The sequence below is a fragment of the Mycobacterium sp. Panama NTM2 genome (assembly GCF_054355555.1).
In genome coordinates this window covers 4,122,962-4,144,010 of sequence record NZ_CM135953.1, presented here as the reverse complement: position 1 = coordinate 4,144,010, position 21,049 = coordinate 4,122,962, and the positions used below count along the sequence as shown (strand labels likewise).

The window sequence follows — 21,049 nt, the reverse complement described above, 5'->3', positions numbered from 1 at the left end:
CGGGGCTCCGCGAACTCGCGCAGCCTCGAGGAGCGCTACGTGATCGATTCTCCCGTCCGGACCTACGTTCTCGACACCTCCGTCCTGCTGTCCGACCCCTGGGCCATCACGAGGTTCGCCGAGCACGAGGTCGTGGTTCCGCTGGTGGTGATCAGCGAACTCGAGGCCAAACGCCATCACCACGAACTGGGTTGGTTCGCCCGCCAGGCGCTGCGGATGCTAGATGATCTACGCCTGGAACACGGACGGCTCGATCAGCCGATTCCCGTTGGTACACAAGGCGGTACGCTGCACGTCGAGCTCAACCACAGCGATCCCACCGTGCTGCCGTCGGGCTTTCGCACCGAGAGCAACGACACCAGGATCCTGACCGTCGCCGCCAATCTGGCCGCCGAGGGCAAGCAGGTCACCCTCGTCAGCAAGGACATCCCGCTGCGGGTCAAGGCCGGCGCGGTGGGCCTGCTGGCCGACGAGTACCACGCCCAGGACGTCGTGACATCCGGCTGGACCGGGATGACCGAACTCGACGTTGCCTCCGAGGATGTCGACGCACTGTTCGCCGACGGGGAGATCGACCTCGAGGCGGCCCGAGATCTGCCGTGTCACACCGGAGTTCGCCTGCTGGGCAGCAACTCTCACGCATTGGGCCGGGTGAACGCGGACAAGCGGGTTCAGCTGGTTCGCGGGGATCGCGAAGTGTTCGGCCTCCGGGGAAGGTCGGCCGAACAACGCGTGGCCCTGGATCTGCTGCTCGACGAGTCCGTCGGCATCGTGTCGCTCGGCGGCAAGGCAGGCACCGGCAAGTCCGCGCTGGCGTTGTGCGCCGGTCTGGAAGCCGTGCTCGAACGGCGCACCCAGCGCAAGGTCGTGGTGTTCCGTCCGCTGTACGCCGTCGGTGGCCAGGATCTGGGCTACCTGCCCGGCAGCGAGAGCGACAAGATGGGGCCCTGGGCGCAGGCCGTCTTCGACACCCTCGAGGGGTTGGCGTCCCCGGCGGTGCTCGACGAGGTGCTCTCCCGAGGCATGCTCGAGGTGTTGCCCCTGACCCACATCCGTGGGCGGTCGCTGCACGACTCGTTCGTGATCGTCGACGAGGCACAGTCGCTCGAGCGCAATGTGCTGCTCACGGTGCTGTCACGGCTGGGCAGCGGGTCGCGGGTCGTACTCACCCACGACGTCGCCCAGCGCGACAACCTGCGGGTCGGCCGGCACGACGGTGTCGCCGCGGTGATCGAGAAGCTCAAGGGACACCCGCTGTTCGCCCACATCACGCTGCTGCGCAGCGAGCGCTCGCCGATCGCGGCGCTCGTCACCGAGATGCTCGAGGAGATCAGCCCCGGCGCCCTGCCGTGACGCGGTGAATCTGGCACGCCGCGTTGGGCGGCGTGCCAGACTCACGCGGTAGGCTGCCCGACGTGCGAAGGCGTCCCGACAGCGTGACCTGGCGTTATGGCCGGACCGTGTTCGGCACCGCCGCCGCGGTGGCCGTCCTGGTGATCGGCCACCTGACCGGGCACGTGCGCCCCGCCAACGCCGACGACGTGGACTGCGCCCAGGTCAAATGCGTGGCCCTGACATTCGACGACGGGCCGACGCCCTTCACCGACCGGTTGCTGTCGATCCTGCGCGCCAACAACGCCGAGGCCACCTTCTTCTTGATCGGCAACAAGGTCGCGGCCAACCCCGCCGGCGCCAAACGCATCGCGGACGCCGGCATGGAGATCGGCACGCACACCTGGGAACACCCGAACATGACGACGATTCCGCCGCAGGACATCGCCGCACAGTTCAGCAAGGGCATCGACGCGATCGTGGCCGCGACGGGGCAGCGGCCGACGTTGTCGCGTACCGCGGGCGGCCTGGTCGACGACGCGGTGCTCGCCGAAGCCGGCCGGCAAGGTCTGGCCGACATCAACTGGGACGTCATCCCGTTCGACTGGGCCAACGACAGCAACACGGCCGCCACCCGGGCGCTGCTGATGAGTCAGATCCAGCCGAATTCGGTTGTGCTGCTGCACGACACCTACTCCTCGACCGTGGACCTCGTCGAGCAGTTCCTCCCCGTGCTCAAAGCCAACGACTATCACATGGTGACGGTCAGCCGGATGCTCGGGCCGCGTCAGCCCGGCACCGTCTACGGCAGCCGCGAGAACGGCCCACCGGTCAACGGGCTCGTCGACCTACCGCCCGACCAGATCCCGGCGTTGCCGGCGACGCCGTCGCCCGCCCCGATGCCGAATTTTCCGATCACCGACATCCCGGGCCAGAACTCGGGCGGCCCCACCAACGGCGCCTAGGCCCGGGTAGGCCCGGCGAGAAGACATGAACTCGAGCGGACACGCCGCGAAAAAGCTCGAGTTCGCGTCTGTCCCCTACTTCGTGGGGGCCCCACGCGGGAGAAGATAGCCCTACTCGCCGTCGCGAACCTTGGCCATCTTCAGAACGTCGAGACGCCGGTCGAGTTCCTCTTCGGAGAGCTTGTCCCCGATCAGGCCGCGGTCGATGACGGTCTGGCGGATCGTCTTCTTCTCCGCCAGCGCCTGCTTGGCCACCTTGGCGGCCTCCTCGTAGCCGATCGCCGAGTTCAGCGGCGTCACGATCGACGGGGACGACTCCGCCTGCTCGCGCAGGTGTTCTTCGTGGGCGATCAGGCCGTCGATGCACTTCTCGGCGAACAGCTTCGACACGTTCGACAGCAGCGTGAACGACTCGAGGACGTTGCGGGCCATCATCGGGATGTAGACGTTCAGCTCGAAGGCGCCGGAGAGGCCCCCGACGGTGACGGCGGCGTCGTTGCCGATGACCTGCGCGGCCACCTGCGTGACCGCCTCGGGCAGAACGGGATTGACCTTCCCGGGCATGATGGAGCTGCCGGGCTGCAGATCGGGCAGCTGGATCTCGCCGAGGCCGGTCAGCGGGCCCGAACCCATCCACCGGATGTCATTTGCGATCTTGGTCAGTGACACGGCGATGGTCTTCAGCGCGCCCGACGCCTCGACCAGCCCGTCGCGGGCCGCCTGCGCCTCGAAATGGTCGACGGCAGGCCGCAATTCGGCGATGCCCGTCTGGTCGACCAGCACCTGAACAACCTTCTCCCCGAACCCGTCGGGGGCGTTGAGACCGGTGCCGACGGCGGTGCCGCCGATCGCCAGCTCACCGAGGCGGGGCAGCGTCGCCTTGACCCGCTCGATGCCGGCCTCGATCTGGCGGGCGTAGCCACCGAACTCCTGGCCAAGCGTGACCGGGACCGCGTCCATCAGGTGGGTGCGGCCGGACTTGACCGTGGTCCGCCACTGCCGGGCCTTGCCGGCCAGCGACTCGTGTAGCACCTCGAGCGCCGGGATGAGGTGGCGCACAGCGGCTTCGGTGGCCGCGATGTGGGTCGCGGTGGGGAAGGTGTCGTTGGAGCTCTGCGACATGTTGACGTCGTCGTTGGGATGCACGGTGACACCGGCCGCGGCTGCGATCGACGCGATGACCTCGTTGGTGTTCATGTTCGAGCTCGTGCCGGAGCCGGTCTGGAACACGTCGATCGGGAACTGGTCGTCGTGCTGTCCGTCGGCGATCTCGGCCGCGGCGGCGATGATCGCGTCGGCCTTTTCCCCGTCGAGCAGGCCGAGGTCCTTGTTGACCTGCGCGCAGGCGCCCTTGAGCAGTCCGAGAGCGCGAATCTGGGTGCGCTCCAACGGTCGGAACGAAATCGGGAAGTTCTCCACCGCACGCTGGGTCTGGGCCCGCCACAGCGCGTTCTTGGGCACCTTGACCTCGCCCATCGTGTCGTGCTCGATGCGGTATTCGACCTCGTTGTCGCTCATTCGCTTCCTGTTCGTCTGATGTCTGGATGGGTCGGTGATGGGTGGGTCAGGGCAGGGGATGGGCGGCCGAGGTGTCTCCGGTGAAGTCGACCGCCGAGTATTCGTTCAGTTTGGACAGGCGGTGGTAGGCCTCGATCATCCGGACCGTGCCGGACTTCGACCGCATCACGATCGACTGCGTGGTGCAGCCGCCGCTGTAGTACTGCACTCCCTTGAGGAGATCGCCGTCGGTGACGCCGGTCGCGCAGAAGAAGACGTTCTCGCCGGACACCAGGTCCTCGGTCGTGAGCACCCGGTCCAGGTCGTAGCCGCGGTCGACGGCCTTCTGCCGTTCCTCGTCGTCCTTGGGCGCCAACTTCGCCTGGATCGCGCCGCCCATGCAGCGGATGGCGGCCGCGGCGATGATGCCCTCGGGGGTGCCGCCGATACCGACGAGCATGTCGGTGCCCGACCCGGGCCGGCACGCAGCAATCGCGCCGGCGACGTCGCCGTCGGAGATCAGCCGGATACGCGCGCCCGCCTCGCGCACGTCGTCCATCAGCTGCTGGTGGCGGGGACGATCCAGGATGCACACCGTCAGGTCGCGCACGCTGGACTTCTTGACCTGCGCGACGCGCTTGATGTTCTCGGCGATCGGCGCGGTGATGTCGATGACGTCGGCGGCGTCCGGCCCGACGGCGATCTTGTGCATGTAGAACACCGCCGACGGATCGAACATCGCGCCGCGTTCGGCCACGGCCAGCACCGAGATCGCATTGGGCATGCCCTTGCTCATCAGCGTGGTGCCGTCGACGGGATCGACGGCGAAGTCGCACTCCGGCCCGTCGCCGTTGCCGACCTCTTCGCCGTTGTAGAGCATCGGGGCGTTGTCCTTCTCGCCCTCGCCGATGACGACCACGCCACGCATCGACACCGAGTTCACCAACTCGCGCATCGCGTCGACGGCGGCACCGTCGCCACCCTCTTTGTCACCGCGACCGACCCAGCGACCCGCCGCCATCGCGCCGGCCTCGGTGACTCGCACGAGTTCCAGGGCCAGGTTGCGGTCGGGGGCTTCCCGCCTCGATTCCGTCATGGGCGAGATTGTCCCATTAGCGGGCCACCGATCGGGAGCTGGGATACTGGCTGACATGACCACGCCGCCCGACCCCGGTCAGCCCGCAGTCAGTGAGGGCGCCGAGCCCCCCGCGGCCGGGTACGCGGTGCCCATCGCCAAGCCTGCCAAGTCCCGTCTCCTGCAGGACGGCCGCGACATGTTCTGGTCGATCGGTCCGTTGATCATCGCCTGCGTCGTGCTGGCGGGCGTGCTCGGCAGGTGTTCGTTCGCGCCGACGGGCCCCGGCCAGGGCCCGCCCCCCGACTACGACGCGCGCGCCGCGCTGCAGGCTGATGCGGACGCGTTGAAGATCCCGATCCGGATGCCCCAGCTGCCGCGCGACTGGCAGGCCAACTCGGGCAGCCGCAAGGGCATCGAGGGCGGCCGCACCGACCCGCAGACCGGTCAGCAACTGCGTGCGGTGGCGTCGACCATCGGTTATCTGACCCCGAGCGGCATGTACCTGAGCCTCACGCAGAGCAACGCCGACGAGGACAAGCTGATCGCCTCGTTCGGCCCTGACCTGGTGCCCACGGGTACCGAGGATGTCGACGGCGTGCGGTGGGTCGTCTACCGGGGTGGCGAGCAGGACGGCCGGGCCGCCGAGCCGGTGTGGACCGCCCAGCTCCGCGGTCCGTCGGGACCTGCTCAACTCGCGCTGCGCGGGGCCGCAGGTACCGACGAGTACCGTACGCTGGCCGCTGCGACGCAGTCGCAACAGCCGCTGACCGTGACTTGACCGACGACCTGACCCACGGAGACGTTATGACCTTTCCTGTCGCAGACCTGTCCGGGTGGGTCGCCGAGCCGTTCACCGCAGCCGGCTACACCCACGACGTGTACCGCAAGGGCGAGGGACCTGGCGTCGTACTGATCCCGGAGATGCCCGGCCTGCACCCCGGCGTGCTCGCCCTCGGTAACCATCTGGTGGACAACGGTTTCACGGTGGCCGCCCCGTCGCTGTTCGGTACTCCCGGTGCGCCGGCGCTGCGCCCCAGCGCCGTGCCGGTGCTGCTGAAAGGCTGTGTCGCCAAGGAGTTCGCGGCACTGGCGACGAACGCCGACCGGCCGGTCGCACACTATCTGCGGGCGCTGGCCCGCGACCTGAACGAGAAGACGCCCGGCAAGGGCGTGGGCGTGATCGGACAGTGCTTCACCGGCGGCTTCGCGCTGGCGGCAGCTGTCGACGACAGCGTGCTGGCCCCGGTGATGAGCCAGCCGTCCGTGCCGCTTCCGTTGACGCTCAAGCACAAACTCGATCCCGGCGTGTCCGAGTCGGAGATGGCGACCATCGAGCAGCGGGCCCGGACCGAAGGCTTGTGCGTGATGGGCTTGCGGTTCAGCGAGGACGCGATGTCGCCCGGGGAGCGCTTCGCCACGTTGAAGAGCCGCCTCGGCGACGCCTTCGAGTGCATCGAGATCAACTCGAAGAAGGGCAACCCCGACGGGTTCGGCCGCATGGCGCACTCGGTGCTCACCGATCAGGTGCGCGAGGTCGACGGGCAGCCGGCCTACGAAGCGCGCAAACGGGTCGTCGAATTCCTCAAGGCCCGCCTGACCTGAGCGCACGTGTCGGCAGCAGGCGCCGCCACCAGGGCGGTTGCCTGTCGTCATCGGCCGGATCGCCACGGGTGCCCGCGACCGAATCCAGCGGCGCGCCTTTGTCCACCGCGAGGTAGACGCTGATCGTGGTGACGATGACGATCATCAGCACCGGTCCGAGCACGATGCCCCAGAACCCGAACATCTTCAGCCCGGCGAACACCGCGAGCAGCATCAGCGCAGGATGCAGGTGAGCACTCCTGGGCACCAGGAACGGGCGCAGCAGGTTGTCGATGCTCGTGGTCACCACGATGTGGAACACCACGATGAACACGCCGCCGGCCACGTTGCCGAAGATCGCCAGTCCGATGCCCAGCGGGATCGTGACGATGCCGCTGCCCAAGGGGATGAACGACAGGGCGGTCAAGAAGATCAGGAACATGAAGAACCCGTCGTGCAGCCCGGCCACGTAGATCGAGACCGCCCCCGCCACCCCCTGGCACACCGCGATGATGAACTGGCCCTTGACCGTCGCGGACACCATCGCACCGATCTTGGCCAGGTAGATGTCGGACACTTCCCGGCCGAGCGGGTTGAGGTCGCGGAACAGATCGACCACCTTGCCGCCGTTGGTGAGCAGCGCGAGGAACACGTACAGGAAGATCACGACGGCGGTGACCGTCGCCGCGATGCCGCCCACCGAGTCGCGCGCGAAGTCGAGCGCGAGCTGGCCCGCGCCCTGCCCGACACGGGTGGCGGCCTCCCGCACCGAGTCCTGCGTCAGCGTGACGTTCACGAAAGGTAGGCGAGCCAGCACCTCGTTCGCGGAATCGAGCAGGCGCTGCGCCAGCGCGGTGAAGTCGGTCTGTTCGGCCCACCGGCCGATGCTGGTCACCAACTCGTTGATCTGCAGGACGGCCAGCGCGATCACCCCGGACAACGGGATCAGCACCGTGGCGATCGCAGCCAGCAGCGTCACCGTCGCCGACAACCCGGTGTTCATCCTGGCCCGCAGCCGCCGGTACAGCGGGCCGAACAGGAAAGCCAACACGGCCGCCACCGCGATCAGCAGCAGGTAGGTGCGCAGGAAGTACGCGCCGAACCCGAGGGCGGTCACCGTCGCGACGGCCAGCGCGCGCTTCTGGGTGAGGGTGAAGCCAGCGGGGCCGGTGACGTTCACGGTGACCGTTCTACCAGTCACCGGGGCGCCGGAAACGCGATAGCGCCGTCGGATTGCCGGCTGGCAGACTCACGATCGTGACCGAACTGCAGAGATCTGAGTCCATCTCGGTGGCGGTGCCACCCGATCAGCTCTACGCCCTGGTGTCCGACGTGACGAACATGGGGTCGTGGAGCCCGATCTGCAAGGCCTGCTGGTGGGACGACGGCGACGGCCCCCGCGTCGGGGCGTGGTTCACGGGCCGCAACGTTCTGCCTGAACGGACATGGGAGACGCGCAGCCAGGTGGTGGCGGCCGACCCCGGCCGCGAATTCGCCTGGGAGGTCAACAACGGCTGGGTGCGGTGGGGGTACTCGTTCGAGCCCGACGGTGACGGCACCCGGCTCACCGAGCACTGGCAGTTCCTGCCGGCCGGGCTCGAGGGCTTCAAGGAACGCTTCGGTGACGCCGCCGACGAAGAGATCGCCAAGCGCAGCGAGGCGGCCCGCACGGGTATCCCGGCCACCCTGGCGGCGATCAAGGAGACGGCCGAACGCGGCTGAGGTCTACCAGTCATGTTTCTCCTTCACGTCGGACACAGCGAAAACCGATGTGGCTCATGCCCGTGTCCACGGCCTGTGGACGCCGCGCGGCGGGCCGGTAGCGCATGCAGTAGCTGTCGGCGCACAGAAAAGAGCCGCCTTTGATCACCCGGCGGGGCACCGCGACGCCGGGCTGGCGCGGGTCGTAGGTGTCGGCAGCGCAACAGGGTTGAGCGTCGCGGGTGGCGCCGTACCAGTCGACGGTCCACTCCCAGACGTTGCCGGCCATGTCGTAGAGCCCGTAGCCGTTCGGCGGGAACGATCCCACCCGGGTGGTCTGTCCGTACCCCGTGTCGGGTAGGTACGGGAACTCACCGTGCCAGTAGTTGGCCAGCCGCTGACCCCGGCGCTCCTGCTCGTCGCCCCACGTGTAGGTGGCACGCGCCAGCCCGCCGCGCGCCGCCGCCTCCCACTCGGACTCGGTCGGCAGCGCCAGGCCGGCCCAGTCGGCGTAGGCCTGCGCATCCTCGAAGGCGATGTGCACGACGGGGTGCTCGTCTTTGGTACGTAGGGACGAGCGGGGCCCGCGCGGGTGGTTCCAGCAGGCGCCCGGTGTCCATGTCCACCACTGGCTCAGGTGACGAAGATCGACGGGTCCGACGGTGCGCTGGAACACCATCGACCCCGGCTGCAGATTCTCCCGCGGCGCGCCGGGGTAATCGGCGGGGTTCAGCGGACGCTCGGCCACCGTGACATAGCCCGTTGCTGCGACGAATTCCGCGAACTGCGCGTTGGTGACGGCATGCTGCTGCATCCAGAAGCCCTCGACGAGGACCTCCCGCGCGGGAGCCTCCTCGGGATAATGCTCGTCTGACCCCACCATCGTGGTCTGATGCGGGATCCACACCAGGCCGTCAGTCACTGAACACGGTCGCCCAGTCATTGCGCATGCTTGCCACCAGCCAACCGTGGGTAGCCGCCGATTCCAGCGATTTCTCGGCGCCGACGAGGTAGTCGAACTCCCGTTCCCCATCGTCGTGGCGCAGCAGCAACGCCAGGGAGGGCCCGGATCCGGCGGTGGCGTACTGGAGCATCGCGATGTCGCCGTTCGAGTTGCCTGCAGCCATGATCGGGCGTCGACCCACCCGGCCCCAGATGCGCACCGGCTTCACCGGCCCGTCGTCGAGGAACTCGGGCGTCGACGTCGTCTTCAGATGGCCGTCGGCGAAGTCGAGGCCCACCGAGCTGCCGATGACCCGCTCGGGCGGGATGCCGTACATCTGTGTGGTCACCGGCCGCATGAAGTCCCGGCCACCCCCGGAGGCGATGTAGTTGGTGAATCCGTTGTGCTCCAGGTAGCGCAGCAAGTCCACCATCGGTGCATAGCCGCAGGAGGTGTACGGGCGGCCGAGGGTGGGATGGACCGCTTCAGCGAAGAAGGCCGCAACGCGCTCGGCGTGCTCTTCGACGGTCAGCCCGGCGTAGGCCGAGAGAATGGCTCTCGCAAGGACTTTCATCGCGGAGTCGTCACCGGTGTAATGACGGGTGACGGCGTCGCCGAACCAGGAGAGGTCGCCAGACGCAGCAGCCCGATACGGCGGATCGTCGGCCAGCGCCGGGTCGGCCGCGGCCTGCTCGGCCAGCCGCCGGACCAGGAAGTCGAGCTGGACGTACGCCGGCTTCTCACACCACAGCGTTCCGTCGTTGTCGAACACCGCGATCCGCTCCTCGGGTGCGACGTCGCGTACCGCGCGGTCGACGAACTCGATGATCGACGTCTTCGTGGGACCGTCGTGCCAGGAGTCCAGAACCGCCAACTCAGCCGCCCACGGATTCGAGAAAGTGGGCGAGCTTCTGCACGGCGTTGGTCACCGTGAAGGAGGCCGGTTCGCGCCGGGGCGGGAAATCCTTGAAGGTCTCCAGGAAATCCATGACCACCGCGTTGGCCATGAACGCGATGTAGTCGTGGTCGAGGAACCAGTCCCAGTAGGTGTTCGAGGTGACATCGGCGTGCTCGAACGGATCCGTGCGCAGGTTGAAGATCTTGGGCGCCCGCAACTCGGTGAAGGGTTCGAACCAGATCTGCAGCGTGCCTTCGCAGCGCTGCTCCATGAACACGATTTTCCAGTTGTCGATGCGAATTCCCAGGACGTCGCAGTCGTCGGAGAAGTAGATCAGGCCGCGGCGAGGACTCTCCTCGACCTCGCCGGTCAGGTAGGGCAGCAGGTTGTAACCGTCGATGTGGACGCGGTAGGTCTTGTCGTCGATCGTGTGGCCCGCCTTGAGCTTGTCCACGATGTCGGGGGTCCCGGCGGCCGCTGCGAGGGTCGGCAACCAGTCGTGGTGCTGGATGATCTCGTTGGACACCACGCCCGCGGGGATCCTGCCGGGCCAGCGCACCATCTCGGGAACCCGGAATGCGCCCTCCCACCCGGTGTTCTTCTCGCTGCGGAACGGAGTGGTCGCCCCGTCTGGCCAGGTGTTGGCATGCGGCCCGTTGTCGGTGGAGTAGACGACGATGGTGTCCTCGGCGATGCCCAGCTCGTCGAGGCAGTCCAGCAGCAGCCCGACGTGCTTGTCGTGGTCGACCATCGTGTCGTGGTACGGAGACTGCCACCGGCCGGCCTGCCCGAGGCTCTCGGGCTTGGTGTGGGTCCGGAAGTGCATGTGGGTGGTGTTCATCCAGACGAAGAACGGGGTGTCGGCTTCGTGCTGACGCGTGATGAAGTCGATTGCCGCAGCGGTGGTTTCGTCGTCGATGGTCTCCATCCGCTTCTTGGTCAGCGGGCCGGTGTCCTCGACGCGCTGCTTGCCCAGCGGGCCGAACCGCTCGTCCACCTCGTCGGACACCTCATCGGTGGCCCACGCTCGGATCACTCCGCGCGGCAGCATGGCTTTGCGTAGCCGGGGCGCTTCCTTCTCGGTGGGGTAGTCCGGGTGCTCGGGCTCCTCCTCGGCGTTGAGGTGGTAGAGGTTGCCGAAGAATTCGTCGAACCCGTGCGCGGTCGGCAGGTATTTGTTCAGGTCGCCGAGATGGTTCTTGCCGAACTGACCGGTGGCGTAGCCCAGCGGCTTGAGCACGGTCGCGATGGTCGGGTCCTCGGGTGACATGCCGACGTCGACACCGGGCATGCCCACTTTGGACAGACCCGTCCGGTACACGCTCTGACCGGTGATGAACGACGAGCGGCCCGCGGTGCAGCTCTGCTCGCCGTAGGAATCGGTGAAGCGCATGCCTTCAGCGGCGATCCGGTCGATGTTGGGGGTGCGATAGCCCATGAGGCCATCGCTGTAACAACTCAGATTCGTGATCCCGATGTCGTCGCCCCAGATCACGAGAATGTTCGGCTTCCCGTTCGGCATGGCGTGCCCCGCTTCCGGCCTCATCGTCTGACATGTCGTGCGTTCGAGCCTAGACACCGGACCACGGTCCCGGCGGGTGATCGGGGTGCGCTGTTTCGTGTTCTCTGACCGTGAGGTTGCCAACGACGATGCCCGTCGTTCAGTCGTCCATGACGTCATTGCTGACATCCACACCGGCGCCGGACGCGGCGAAACCGATGTGGTTTGTCCGCAACGACATTCGGCTACACGACCCACGGCAAGCCGGCTCAACATCCCGCTGCGATCCATGGCGGTGCTGCACCAGGCATCAACGGATCGCTTCGCGGAGTTCGGGGTCGAACCGGGGCGTGAAGCGCGGCTGCGCGATCGTCGTTGGCCTACCCAGCACCGAAGGCAGGTCTGCCACAGCGAGCCACGGCCGCTCGACGTTGGCGACCGTGGTGCGCGCGACTTTATGCTGCGCACATGGGACGGCCCGCCAAGTTCGACCGCGCGCAGGCCCTGCACGCCGCGATGCTGTTGTTCTGGGAGCGGGGATACGCCGCGACGTCGATCAGCGACCTGACGCGCGTCATGGGGATCTCCCCACCGAGCCTGTACAACTCCTTCGGCGACAAACGCACCCTGCACGAGGCGTGCGTGGAACTCTACGAGCAGACCGCGGTGGTTCCTCCAGCGCTCGAGGCCCCCACGGCACGCGAGGTGTTCGACGCGATCCTTGATCGAGCGGTGGACCTCTACACCCGACCCGACCGGCCGAGTGGGTGTTTCGTCATCTCCGATCCCATACTGATCGAGCGCCGCGCCGCCGGCCGGGCCGCTATCGTCGAGCGGCTCCGCCGCGGGCAACGCAGCGGTGACCTCGGTCCGAGCGTCGACGTCGAGGCTCTGGCCGACTTCATCGACACCGTCCTGCGGGGATTGTCGAACAGCGCGCGCGACGGGGTGAGCCGCCAACAGCTCCAGGCCGTCGCCGATACCGCACGGCGGGCATGGCCTGGCCCGGACGGAGGCTAGCCGGCTGCTTGGTGACGACCGTGCAGCGCGACCTCGTTCGGCGGACGACGCGGCCCCCAGCGGATCGTGGTGGAGACGCAGCGGGTCGGTCGGACAGATCTATGGTGAGCATTCAACTTCAATCGATGCCGGCCGACGCCAGCGCGCCGGCAGGACCCTGGGAAAGGGCAACCATGACCGCACGTGAAGACCTCGAGTCGCTTTACGGGCGGTACCTGCGGGCATGCAATGAACACGACGTGCCCGCGATGGCCGAGTTCTACCACCCCGACATCACCGTCAACGACGCACCAATGCCCCCCGACGTGGTATCCGCCCAGTTTCCGCCCCTGTTTGCCGCGTTTCCGGACTGGCGCTGGGCGATACGCCACGTGTGGACGGGTGCAGACACCATCGCGCTGCACTTCACCGTCACCGGCACCCATCGCGGCACGTTCATGGATGTGCCGGCCACCGGCCGCCGGGTCAGCATCACCGAGTTCACCGTCTACCAGGTGATGGAGTCAAAATTCGTTGCCGTGTGGGATCTCTCGGACACCACGGAGCTCTTGCGTCAACTCCGTAGCAGCTGATCCGGATCGGCCGACCGGGTCGGCGATGTGTGACTTCGGGTCATCGTCGCGGTCGATCCGACGCGATGCCGCCGTGGAAACAGCCGTCGCAGTTTCGGGGAATACGATCGGTGGTATGGCCCGACCCAGAGAGTTCGATCGCGATGACGCGTTGAACAAGGCCATGCGGTTGTTCTGGGAGCAAGGTTTCCATCAGACGACGATCAGTCAACTCACCGAAGCCATGGGCATCTCGCCGCCAAGCCTTTACGCCGCATTCGGCGACAAGAGGCGCCTGTTCAGCGATGCGGTCGAATGTTACGAGTCTGGTCCCAACGCCGTTGCCCGGCGAGCGGTGACGGCGGCAACGGTGAACGAGGTCATCGATGTGATGATGGATCTCGCGGTCACCGAGTATTGCCGACCCGGCAACCCCCGGGGATGCATGGTTCTCTCTGACGTGGCGTGCGCGCCGCAGCGTGCGCAGTGCCGTGACACCATTGCGGTTCGGCTTCGAAAGGCGTTGAGGGAGGGCGACCTGCCGCAGGGGTCGGACCCGCGCGCGTTGGCCAACTACATCGTTGCGGTGTTGACCGGCCTGTCCGCTTTCGCGCGTGACGGCGCCAACCGTCGCCAGCTGAGGGCCGTTGCGGATGTCGCTCGTCACGGTTGGTCAGCTCAATTGGCCGTGGCGGCGCAAACCTCTGTTATGTAGCGAACGATAATTAACTGCTGCGGGCGGCACAACAGCCGCACTCTCTGTTGGCCGACCAGGTGCGCGTCGGGCGCTCGAATGGTTGGATGTCAATCGCTACGTATCACGCAAACCACCAGCGCGGCATCGTGATTCGAACGCGGGCCCTGGCGTCTCAGCCCTTGGGCGTCACCGGCGCCGCGGCGTGCACCAGCGGCTCGCCGGCGGCGGCCTTCATTCGTTCGAACAGTTCGACGTAGTAGGGGAGACATTGCTGCAGCGCCTCCTCGGTGGTGAAAAGCGGCTGATAGCCCAGATCGCGCTGCGCCTTGTCGATCGAGAAGTAGTTGTCGAGGTAAAGCCGTTCCACCGCAAGCGGTTCCAGCAGCGGCTTGGGTGCGCCGAAGCGGAAATGCAGGAACTGCCACACCGTCATCGCGAACCACACGAGACGGCCCGGCACGCGCAGCCGGGGGTACGGCTGACCGCACGCCTCGACGACCGGTCGGGAGAACTCGAACATGTTGATCGGTTCGCCGTCATTGATGAAGTACGCCTGTCCGGGTGCGGTGCCGCCGGGGACCAGGTGCTCGGCGGCGAGGATGAAGCCGTGCACCAGGTTGACGATGTAGGAGTTGTCCAGCTTGACGTTCTTGCTCCCGACCAGGACCTTCACGTGGCCGGCCAGCACGCTTTCGAAGACGCGACGGAACATCGTCTGATCGCCGCGGCCCCAGATGCCGCTGGGCCGGATCGAGCACGTGAGCATGCCGTGGTCTCCGTTGGCGGCCAGCACGAACTTCTCTGCCGTCACCTTGGTCTCGGTGTAGAGGTCGTTGAACCGCGCGGTGTAGGGCAGCGTCTCGTCGCCGCCGGAGATGCGCTGGCCGCCCATCACCACGCTGTTGGACGCGGTGTAGACGAAGCGCTGGGTGCCGGCTTGTTGAGCCGCGCGCACCAGGTTCTGCGTGCCGGTGACGTTGACCGCGAAGCTGCGCTGCCGAAACTGCTCGCTCACCGCCCCGCCGCCCGTCAGATCGATGATCGCCGCGGTGTGGAACACCGTGTCGATGCCCTCGACCGCGCGGGCGACGTCGGCGGTGTCGGTGATGTCGCCCTCGAGGACCTCGAGCTGTGGGTGCTTAGGCAGGGAAGAGGGCACCCGGTCGAAGCTGCGCACCCGAAGTCCGCGGTCGAGCAGTTCGCTCACCAGGTTGGCCCCCACGAAGCCGGAGCCGCCGGTGACCAGGACCCGGCCCAGCTCGGTCGTCAACGATGCATCACCCATGGGGGCAGGGTAACTGAAACGTGTTCCAATTTTCTAGCATGGACCGCAGTGCGGTCCCGCGGTCACTCGCCGGAATCCTCGCTCGCGGCCAACGCGTCGGCCACTCTCTTGCGTGCGCCAGCTAAGTGCTCCTCGCAGCATTTCGCCAGCGCTTCGCCCCGTTCCCACAGTTTCAGCGACGCATCGAGATCGAGACCCCCATGCTCGAGCTGCTGCACGACCTCGATCAGCTCGTCGCGCGCCTCCTCGTAGCCGAGTTTGCTAATAGGCTTCATAACAGGTCCTCCGCCCCACCCTCGCCCTCGCTGATCGCCGTCACCGCGCCGTCGGCCACCCGCACGCGCAACCGTGTGCCCGCCGGAGCGTCGGCCGCCGACTGCAGCACGTGCGGTGCGCCGCTCGCCGGGACAGCCTGGACCACGGCGTAGCCTCGCGCCAGCGTGGCTGCCGGACCCAGTGTGCTCAGCCGTGCCGACAGGTGACCGATCCGGTCGGATTCGATGTCGAGCAGCCGGGCGATGTCGCGCCGGCCCGCTCGGCGCGCCCGGTGGATCTCGTCGGCGCGGGCGGCGATGGCATCCAGCGGCCGGGCCAGCACGGGACGGCTACGCAGTTGGGTCACCGTGTGCTGTTCGCGATTGACCCAGTTCCGCAGTGCCCGTGCGCTGCGCCGGCGCAGATCGGCCACCAACGCCAGCTCGGCCGTCGTGTCGGGCACGATGCGCTTGGCCGCATCGGTCGGCGTCGCGGCGCGCAGATCGGCCACGAGATCGCACAGCGGATTGTCGGGCTCGTGACCGATGGCGCTCACCACCGGCGTCGTGCACTTGGCGATCTCGCGGCACAGCGTCTCGTCGGAGAAGGGCAGCAGGTCCTCCACGCTGCCACCCCCGCGGGCGAGCACGATCACGTCGACCTCGGGGTGTGCGTCGAGCGCGCGCAGCGCTTCCACGATCTGGGGCACCGCGTTGGGGCCTTGCACCACGGTGTTGCGCACCTCGAAGCACACCGCCGGCCACCGAGCCGAGGCAACGGCCATGATGTCGTGCTCGGCCGCCGACGCCCGGCCGGTGATCAAGCCGATCGTGCCCGGCAGGAACGGGATCGGCCGCTTCAGCCGGGCGTCGAACAGGCCCTCAGCGTCGAGCAAGCGCCGCAGCCGATCGATGCGGGCCAGCAGCTCGCCGATCCCGACGGCACGGATCTCACTGACCCGCAGCGAGAACGTCCCGCGGCCGGTGTAGAAATTCGGCTTGCCGTAGACGATCACCTGAGTGCCGTCGGTCATCTTCACCGGCGCGTTGGTGACCAGGTCTCGCGGGCAGGTCAGCGACAGCGACATGTCGGCGGCGGGGTCCCGCAGCGTGATGAACGCGGTGTTCGAGTTCGGTCGCAGCGTCAGCTGGGCGATCTGTCCCTCGACCCAGACCGCGCCGAGCTTGTCGATCCAGCCCGCGACGCGGATCGCGACACCGCGGACGGGAAAGGGGTTCTCCGGTGACTGCCCGGGACTGGTCACTTCGCCGACGCGCGCGTGATCCTGTTGGCCAGCAGGGTCTGGAACGGGGCGCGCGCCTTCGTCGTCTCCTCATAGGCGAGCAGCGCTTCCAGGTCCGTGATCCGCAGCGAGGTCAGGCGCGCGCGCAGCTGAGCCAGCGTCAGATTCTGATAGTCGATCTCGGTGACGATCTCCGGTGCGTCGGTCGACGACGCTGACGAGGCAGGTGCCGTGGTGTTCGGGGTCTCCGGTTCCTCGCTGAACAGCGCGAAGCGACCCTCGGTGAGTCGTTCGCCGTCGCGCACCGGCAACGTGACCACATCGGCGTCCGACTCCTCGGCGGCCGGAATGTCCTCGTCGAAGGTCGCCCACTCGGGCTGCTCGTCCTTGGGCGGGAACATCGTGTCGAGCGTCTCGTCGCCCTTGATCACCAGAACTGCGACGTCCTGCTGCACCTTCATCACGATCTGGGCGATCTGACTCGCGATCGTCATCGGGTACATCAGGATGGTCTGCGGGAGCTTGCGGGTTTCCTCGATCGCGGTCACCGCTGCACCCACCAGCAGACGGACCCCGTACGGTGCAGTTGCCATGGCGACAGCCTACGGCTGGGCAGCGCGGGGAGCCGATCAGTACCCTGGACTCATGCCGTCGACTGTCAACATGGGGATTCCTGGCGCCAGCCGATCCGCGCTGGGCACCGCTGCGGGCGACGACGCGGGCAAGCGGGTCCTGCTGGCCGAGCCGCGCGGCTACTGCGCCGGCGTGGACCGCGCGGTCGAGACCGTCGAGCGCGCCCTTGAGAAGCACGGCGCACCGGTCTACGTCCGGCACGAGATCGTGCACAACCGCTATGTCGTCGACACGCTGGCAAAAGCCGGCGCGGTGTTCGTCGAGCAGACCGACGAGGTGCCCGAAGGCGCCATCGTGGTGTTCTCCGCCCACGGCGTCGCGCCCACGGTGCACGAGGAGGCGAAGGCCCGGAAACTGCAGACCATCGACGCCACGTGCCCGCTGGTCACCAAGGTGCACAACGAGGCCAAGCGGTTCGCCCGCGATGACTACGACATCCTGCTCGTCGGCCATGTCGGCCACGAGGAGGTCGTCGGCACCGCCGGAGAGGCCCCCGACCACGTCCAGGTCGTCGACAACCCCGATGCGGTCGAGGGCGTCACCGTCCGCGACCCCGACAAGGTGGTCTGGCTCTCCCAGACGACCCTGTCGGTCGACGAGACCATGGAGACCGTGCGTCGGCTGCGCGAGAAGTTCCCGACGCTGCAGGACCCGCCCAGCGACGACATCTGCTACGCCACCCAGAACCGCCAGGTCGCCGTCAAGGCGATGGCCCCTGAGTGCGACCTCGTCATCGTCGTCGGGTCGAAGAACTCGTCGAACTCGGTGCGCCTGGTCGAGGTCGCCCTGGGCGCCGGTGCAGCGGCCGCGCACCTGGTCGACTACGCCGAGGACATCGACCCGGCGTGGCTGGACGGGGTGACGACGGTGGGCGTGACGTCCGGTGCGTCGGTGCCCGAGATCCTCGTGCGCGGCGTGCTCGACAGGCTGGCCGAACACGGCTTCGGGACCGTGCAGCCGGTGACCACCGCGAACGAGACACTCGTGTTCGCTCTGCCCCGAGAGATCCGGCCGGCGCGCGCGTAGCGGGTACGTTCGGCACCCGTGGGTGTGCGCGGGAGATCATTGGCTGTCCTGTTCGTCGTCCTGCTCCTGCTGGCGGGTTGCAGCAGCGCTGAAGACCGGCTCCGGTCCACCGTCACGGCGTTCGCCGATGCCCTCAGCCGGGGTGACGCCGCCGCAGCAGCCGCGCTGACCACCGACCAGGCTGCGGCCACCACGACGCTGGACGCCCTGTTCGCGAGCCTGGGCAAGGACGTCCACGTCGGTGTCGCCCAGACGGCCGAGGACGACGGTGCAGGCACCTTCACGCTCGACACGACGTGGAAGTTCGGCCCGGACAAGAAGATCGAGTGGAAATACAGCGCCGACGGCCGGGCCGCGAGCGCGGGCGACGACTGGAAGATCCAGTGGGATGCCACCACGGTCGCGCCCGGTCTGGACAAGGGGCCGCTGTCGTTCAGCACGCTCGTCCCGCAACCCGCCGCTCGCGTCCTCGACCGCACCGGCGCCGAACTGCTCACCCAGCACGTCGTCACGCTGATCGATCTCGCGCCCGGAGCGGACGTCAATGCCGTTGCCGCACTGCTCAATCCGATCGCGCCGACGATCACCCCAGAATCGCTGGCCGGTGAGCTCGCCGGCGGCAAGCCCGTCACCGCGATCACGTTGCGCGAGGAGGATCTGGCGCCCATCGAGGCGCAGCTGACCGCGCTGCCGAACGTCACGCTGCGGCCGCAGACCCGGCTGCTCGCGACCGATCGCACGCTGACCTCACCCACGCTGTCGGGGCTCTCGGACCTCTGGCAGCAGCGCATGGATGCCGCGGACGGCTGGGCGGTGACGGCCCAGACCGCGGCGGGCGCGCAGCGCGTCGGCGGGCAGGACGCCAAACCCGTCGGCGACATTTCCGCCACCGTGGATATCGGGATGCAGCGCGCGGCAGAAGACGCGCTGGCACCGCTGCCGACACCCGCTGCACTGGTCGCGATCCAACCGTCGACCGGCAGTCTGCTCGCCGTCGCACAGAACGCTCCCGCCGACGCCCAGGGCCCGATCGCGCTCACCGGTTTGTATCCGCCCGGGTCCACGTTCAAGACCGTCACCGTGTCGGCCGCGTTGCAGGCCGGCCAGGTCACTCCTGACAGCGTCGTCGGCTGCCCGGGCACCGAGAACATCGAGGGCAGGCAGATCCCCAACGACGACGAATTCGATCTCGGCGAGGTGCCGCTGCACACCGCGTTCGCCAAGTCGTGCAACACCACGATGGGTCGCCTCGCGGTGAACCTGCCGCCCGATGCGCTCACCGACGCGGCCGCACAACTGGGCCTGGGTATCGACTTCACCGCGCCCGGGATGACCACCGTGACGGGTTCGGTACCGGTCGCCGACACCTCGGCGCTGCGTGTCGAGGAGGGCATCGGCCAGGGCGAGGTCACCGCGTCGCCGTTCGGGATGGCCCTGGTCGCCGCGACGCTGGCGCGGGGCTCGGTGCCGATGCCGAGCATCGTCGCCGGTCAACCGGCCACCGCCGACCGCATCCCGCAACCACTGCCCGCCGGCGTCGACGAGCAGGTCAAGGCCATGATGGCCGAGACCATCAGCGGGGGCACCGCCACCCAGCTGCAGGACATCCCCGGCATGCTCGGCAAGACGGGCACCGCCGAGTACGTCGGTGCCGACGGGGTGCAACGTGCGCACGGGTGGTTCGTCGGCATCCACGACGACCTCGCGCTCGCGGTGTTCGTCAGCGACGCAGAATCCTCGACACCTGCGGTCGACGCCGCGGGCCGGTTCCTCCGGACCACGATGTCCTAGATGTCGTACTCCCAGCGATCGGCCCCGACGTCGCGGGACGGCCGCCGCCGCGGCCGGTACTCCTGGTCGTCGGCATGAGTATCGGAGTCGCTGCCGCGGTACCGCACCCGGGACACCGGGTGGTGGGTGCTGCTCTCACGTGGCTCGTAGTCGTCATAGCGCGGCCGTCGGGTCGGGCGGTCGTAGCCGCCGAGGCGCTCGCCGGGCGGCATGCGCGATTCGCGCGTCGACGACGGGCGGGGCCGACGCCTCGGTTCGGCCGGGGGCACCTCGTCCGGGCGGGGGCGGCGGCGGCGCGGCCGGTCGAGATCGACGACCGGTTCGATGATCTCGGTGGGCGCCGGGGGCCGGGCGTGCCGTGAACGCGACGGGGCGGCACGCCTGGTGGGCCGTTCGGCGCGCGCACGAGCCTTCGCGGCGTCTCTCGGCCGCTCGGTGCGCTTGGCCGCGGTGTGGCGCCGGCGGGGCTCCTTCGGCTTCTTGTCCGCGGGCTCGGCGTCGTCGGTCCCGGTGCCTCGGGTGACGAAGCCGGACAGCTTGGCCGACACCGAGCTGCTGTGGCCGTTCGGTGCGGCGCCGAGGTAGCGGCGCGCGATCCCGACGACGAGAACGGCCGCAGAGGTGAAGAACATCAGCGGGAAACGTTCGATGAGCGGGTAACCGCAGTTGATCAGGAGGTCCTTGATGCCCTTGATCTCACTGGAGTGCATCAGGAAGTAGGCGCCCGGCACCGTGACGAACAGCAGCAGCGGCGGCTGGATGACGGCGGTGAACAGGCCCTGACGGCGGACGGCCAGCACCGCTGTGAGACAGCCCATGACGTAGAGCACCGAGAACACGGTCGTCAACGCGCCACCGCCGGAGCCAGCGTCGATGGCGAAGCCGGCCGTGCAGGCGGCCACGGCGATCAGAATGGCGCCCCACCAGGGCACTCCCGCGATACCGGGGTGCGCGGAGCGGAGGTCGGCTGGTATCGCCGCGCGCGCACTTTGTCCTGACACACGTCGACCGTACCGGCTGGGGTGACCGCACGCCGCCAGCGGACGCCTGCG

21 protein-coding genes are annotated in these 21,049 nt (G+C 68.0%); 10 read left to right on the top strand and 11 right to left on the bottom strand.

The features are described from left to right. Positions 1 to 39 precede the first annotated feature (39 nt). Entirely contained in the window at positions 40 to 1,353 is a 1,314-nt protein-coding gene (locus ACXYX3_RS19695; protein WP_458608693.1) for a PhoH family protein, read from the top strand. 62 nt (positions 1,354 to 1,415) lie between these two features. Continuing rightward, the gene (locus tag ACXYX3_RS19690) at positions 1,416 to 2,297 is read left to right on the top strand and encodes a polysaccharide deacetylase family protein (protein ID WP_458608692.1); all 882 of its coding nucleotides are present in this window, start codon (positions 1,416 to 1,418) and stop codon (positions 2,295 to 2,297) included. 111 nt (positions 2,298 to 2,408) lie between these two features. Here ACXYX3_RS19690 and ACXYX3_RS19685 read toward each other — a convergent pair whose 3' ends face one another. Together ACXYX3_RS19685 and glpX are read right to left on the bottom strand one after the other, a co-directional pair. Beyond that, on the bottom strand, positions 2,409 to 3,815 hold the full coding sequence (locus tag ACXYX3_RS19685; protein WP_458608691.1) for a class II fumarate hydratase: 1,407 nt from the start codon (positions 3,813 to 3,815) through the stop codon (positions 2,409 to 2,411). A 46-nt stretch (positions 3,816 to 3,861) separates the two neighbouring features. Then, on the bottom strand, positions 3,862 to 4,890 hold the full coding sequence (gene glpX / locus ACXYX3_RS19680) for a class II fructose-bisphosphatase (RefSeq protein WP_241207017.1): 1,029 nt from the start codon (positions 4,888 to 4,890) through the stop codon (positions 3,862 to 3,864). 55 nt (positions 4,891 to 4,945) lie between these two features. Here glpX and ACXYX3_RS19675 point away from each other — a divergent pair, with 55 nt between their 5' ends. Both ACXYX3_RS19675 and ACXYX3_RS19670 read left to right on the top strand, forming a co-directional pair. Beyond that, positions 4,946 to 5,650, top strand: a complete 705-nt coding sequence (locus tag ACXYX3_RS19675; protein ID WP_458608690.1) for a DUF4245 domain-containing protein — start codon at positions 4,946 to 4,948, stop codon at positions 5,648 to 5,650. Positions 5,651 to 5,676: 26 nt separating this feature from the next. Continuing rightward, a complete protein-coding gene (locus ACXYX3_RS19670; RefSeq protein ID WP_458608689.1) occupies positions 5,677 to 6,474 on the top strand; it encodes a dienelactone hydrolase family protein in 798 nt (265 codons plus the stop codon). Here ACXYX3_RS19670 and ACXYX3_RS19665 read toward each other — a convergent pair. Then, a complete protein-coding gene (locus ACXYX3_RS19665; RefSeq protein WP_241207020.1) occupies positions 6,455 to 7,633 on the bottom strand; it encodes an AI-2E family transporter in 1,179 nt (392 codons plus the stop codon). The two genes, ACXYX3_RS19670 and ACXYX3_RS19665, sit on opposite strands and share 20 nt — an antisense overlap. Before the next feature lie 77 nt (positions 7,634 to 7,710). Here ACXYX3_RS19665 and ACXYX3_RS19660 point away from each other — a divergent pair, with 77 nt between their 5' ends. Next, positions 7,711 to 8,175, top strand: coding sequence for an SRPBCC family protein (locus tag ACXYX3_RS19660; protein ID WP_458608688.1), 465 nt, complete (start codon positions 7,711 to 7,713; stop codon positions 8,173 to 8,175). 10 nt (positions 8,176 to 8,185) lie between these two features. On the opposite strand, the gene ACXYX3_RS19655 is transcribed toward ACXYX3_RS19660, so the two are convergent. Genes ACXYX3_RS19655 through ACXYX3_RS19645 form a run of 3 tightly spaced genes read right to left on the bottom strand, consistent with a single transcriptional unit; the run spans position 8,186 to position 11,517 of the window. Continuing rightward, the gene (locus ACXYX3_RS19655; protein WP_458608687.1) at positions 8,186 to 9,076 is read right to left on the bottom strand and encodes a formylglycine-generating enzyme family protein; all 891 of its coding nucleotides are present in this window, start codon (positions 9,074 to 9,076) and stop codon (positions 8,186 to 8,188) included. After that, positions 9,069 to 9,971, bottom strand: a complete 903-nt coding sequence (locus ACXYX3_RS19650; protein ID WP_458608686.1) for an HAD family hydrolase — start codon at positions 9,969 to 9,971, stop codon at positions 9,069 to 9,071. The genes ACXYX3_RS19655 and ACXYX3_RS19650 overlap by 8 nt, the downstream gene beginning before the upstream one ends. Before the next feature lies 1 nt (position 9,972). Then, positions 9,973 to 11,517 (bottom strand): arylsulfatase, encoded by a 1,545-nt coding sequence (locus ACXYX3_RS19645; protein WP_458608685.1) that lies wholly within the window; start codon positions 11,515 to 11,517, stop codon positions 9,973 to 9,975. A gap of 447 nt (positions 11,518 to 11,964) precedes the next feature. Here ACXYX3_RS19645 and ACXYX3_RS19640 point away from each other — a divergent pair, with 447 nt between their 5' ends. From ACXYX3_RS19640 to ACXYX3_RS19630, 3 genes are all read left to right on the top strand, one after another. Further along, on the top strand, positions 11,965 to 12,516 hold the full coding sequence (locus ACXYX3_RS19640; RefSeq protein WP_241207025.1) for a TetR/AcrR family transcriptional regulator: 552 nt from the start codon (positions 11,965 to 11,967) through the stop codon (positions 12,514 to 12,516). A gap of 125 nt (positions 12,517 to 12,641) precedes the next feature. Next, positions 12,642 to 13,088 carry an ester cyclase gene (locus ACXYX3_RS19635; protein WP_458608684.1) on the top strand — a complete coding sequence of 149 codons (447 nt, stop codon included), beginning with the start codon at positions 12,642 to 12,644 and terminating at the stop codon, positions 13,086 to 13,088. 115 nt (positions 13,089 to 13,203) lie between these two features. After that, positions 13,204 to 13,782, top strand: coding sequence for a TetR/AcrR family transcriptional regulator (locus tag ACXYX3_RS19630; RefSeq protein WP_458608683.1), 579 nt, complete (start codon positions 13,204 to 13,206; stop codon positions 13,780 to 13,782). Positions 13,783 to 13,936: 154 nt separating this feature from the next. Here the strand turns inward: ACXYX3_RS19630 and ACXYX3_RS19625 are convergent, their stop codons facing one another. From ACXYX3_RS19625 to ACXYX3_RS19610, 4 genes are all read right to left on the bottom strand, one after another. Beyond that, complete coding sequence (locus tag ACXYX3_RS19625; protein WP_458608682.1) at positions 13,937 to 15,049, bottom strand: 3-beta-hydroxysteroid dehydrogenase; 1,113 nt, start codon at positions 15,047 to 15,049, stop codon at positions 13,937 to 13,939. A gap of 62 nt (positions 15,050 to 15,111) precedes the next feature. Further along, positions 15,112 to 15,324 carry an exodeoxyribonuclease VII small subunit gene (locus ACXYX3_RS19620; protein ID WP_241207029.1) on the bottom strand — a complete coding sequence of 71 codons (213 nt, stop codon included), beginning with the start codon at positions 15,322 to 15,324 and terminating at the stop codon, positions 15,112 to 15,114. Next, positions 15,321 to 16,568, bottom strand: coding sequence for an exodeoxyribonuclease VII large subunit (gene xseA / locus ACXYX3_RS19615; RefSeq protein ID WP_458608681.1), 1,248 nt, complete (start codon positions 16,566 to 16,568; stop codon positions 15,321 to 15,323). Before xseA ends, ACXYX3_RS19620 begins: the two co-directional genes overlap by 4 nt. Beyond that, positions 16,565 to 17,140, bottom strand: a complete 576-nt coding sequence (locus tag ACXYX3_RS19610; protein WP_241207031.1) for a lipid droplet-associated protein — start codon at positions 17,138 to 17,140, stop codon at positions 16,565 to 16,567. Before ACXYX3_RS19610 ends, xseA begins: the two co-directional genes overlap by 4 nt. Positions 17,141 to 17,192: 52 nt before the next feature. On the opposite strand from ACXYX3_RS19610, the gene ACXYX3_RS19605 reads away from it, so the two are divergent. Together ACXYX3_RS19605 and ACXYX3_RS19600 are read left to right on the top strand one after the other, a co-directional pair. Then, on the top strand, positions 17,193 to 18,206 hold the full coding sequence (locus ACXYX3_RS19605) for a 4-hydroxy-3-methylbut-2-enyl diphosphate reductase (protein ID WP_241207032.1): 1,014 nt from the start codon (positions 17,193 to 17,195) through the stop codon (positions 18,204 to 18,206). 18 nt (positions 18,207 to 18,224) lie between these two features. Then, the gene (locus ACXYX3_RS19600; RefSeq protein ID WP_458608680.1) at positions 18,225 to 19,997 is read left to right on the top strand and encodes a penicillin-binding transpeptidase domain-containing protein; all 1,773 of its coding nucleotides are present in this window, start codon (positions 18,225 to 18,227) and stop codon (positions 19,995 to 19,997) included. Here the strand turns inward: ACXYX3_RS19600 and ACXYX3_RS19595 are convergent. Then, positions 19,994 to 20,998, bottom strand: a complete 1,005-nt coding sequence (locus ACXYX3_RS19595; RefSeq protein WP_241207033.1) for a DUF6542 domain-containing protein — start codon at positions 20,996 to 20,998, stop codon at positions 19,994 to 19,996. The two genes, ACXYX3_RS19600 and ACXYX3_RS19595, sit on opposite strands and share 4 nt — an antisense overlap. Positions 20,999 to 21,049 lie beyond the last annotated feature (51 nt).

Excerpts from the sequence above, each read along its gene's own strand:
- ACXYX3_RS19675 (WP_458608690.1), top strand. The coding sequence starts at position 4,946 with ATGACCACGCCGCCCGACCCCGGTCAGCCCGCAGTCAGTGAGGGCGCC.
- ACXYX3_RS19685 (WP_458608691.1), bottom strand. The coding sequence starts at position 3,815 with ATGAGCGACAACGAGGTCGAATACCGCATCGAGCACGACACGATGGGC.
- ACXYX3_RS19635 (WP_458608684.1), top strand. The coding sequence starts at position 12,642 with ATGCCGGCCGACGCCAGCGCGCCGGCAGGACCCTGGGAAAGGGCAACC.
- ACXYX3_RS19620 (WP_241207029.1), bottom strand. The coding sequence starts at position 15,324 with ATGAAGCCTATTAGCAAACTCGGCTACGAGGAGGCGCGCGACGAGCTG.
- ACXYX3_RS19625 (WP_458608682.1), bottom strand. The coding sequence starts at position 15,049 with ATGGGTGATGCATCGTTGACGACCGAGCTGGGCCGGGTCCTGGTCACC.
- ACXYX3_RS19645 (WP_458608685.1), bottom strand. The coding sequence starts at position 11,517 with ATGCCGAACGGGAAGCCGAACATTCTCGTGATCTGGGGCGACGACATC.
- ACXYX3_RS19640 (WP_241207025.1), top strand. The coding sequence starts at position 11,965 with ATGGGACGGCCCGCCAAGTTCGACCGCGCGCAGGCCCTGCACGCCGCG.
- ACXYX3_RS19670 (WP_458608689.1), top strand. The coding sequence starts at position 5,677 with ATGACCTTTCCTGTCGCAGACCTGTCCGGGTGGGTCGCCGAGCCGTTC.
- ACXYX3_RS19630 (WP_458608683.1), top strand. The coding sequence starts at position 13,204 with ATGGCCCGACCCAGAGAGTTCGATCGCGATGACGCGTTGAACAAGGCC.
- ACXYX3_RS19605 (WP_241207032.1), top strand. The coding sequence starts at position 17,193 with ATGCCGTCGACTGTCAACATGGGGATTCCTGGCGCCAGCCGATCCGCG.
- ACXYX3_RS19610 (WP_241207031.1), bottom strand. The coding sequence starts at position 17,140 with ATGGCAACTGCACCGTACGGGGTCCGTCTGCTGGTGGGTGCAGCGGTG.
- glpX (WP_241207017.1), bottom strand. The coding sequence starts at position 4,890 with ATGACGGAATCGAGGCGGGAAGCCCCCGACCGCAACCTGGCCCTGGAA.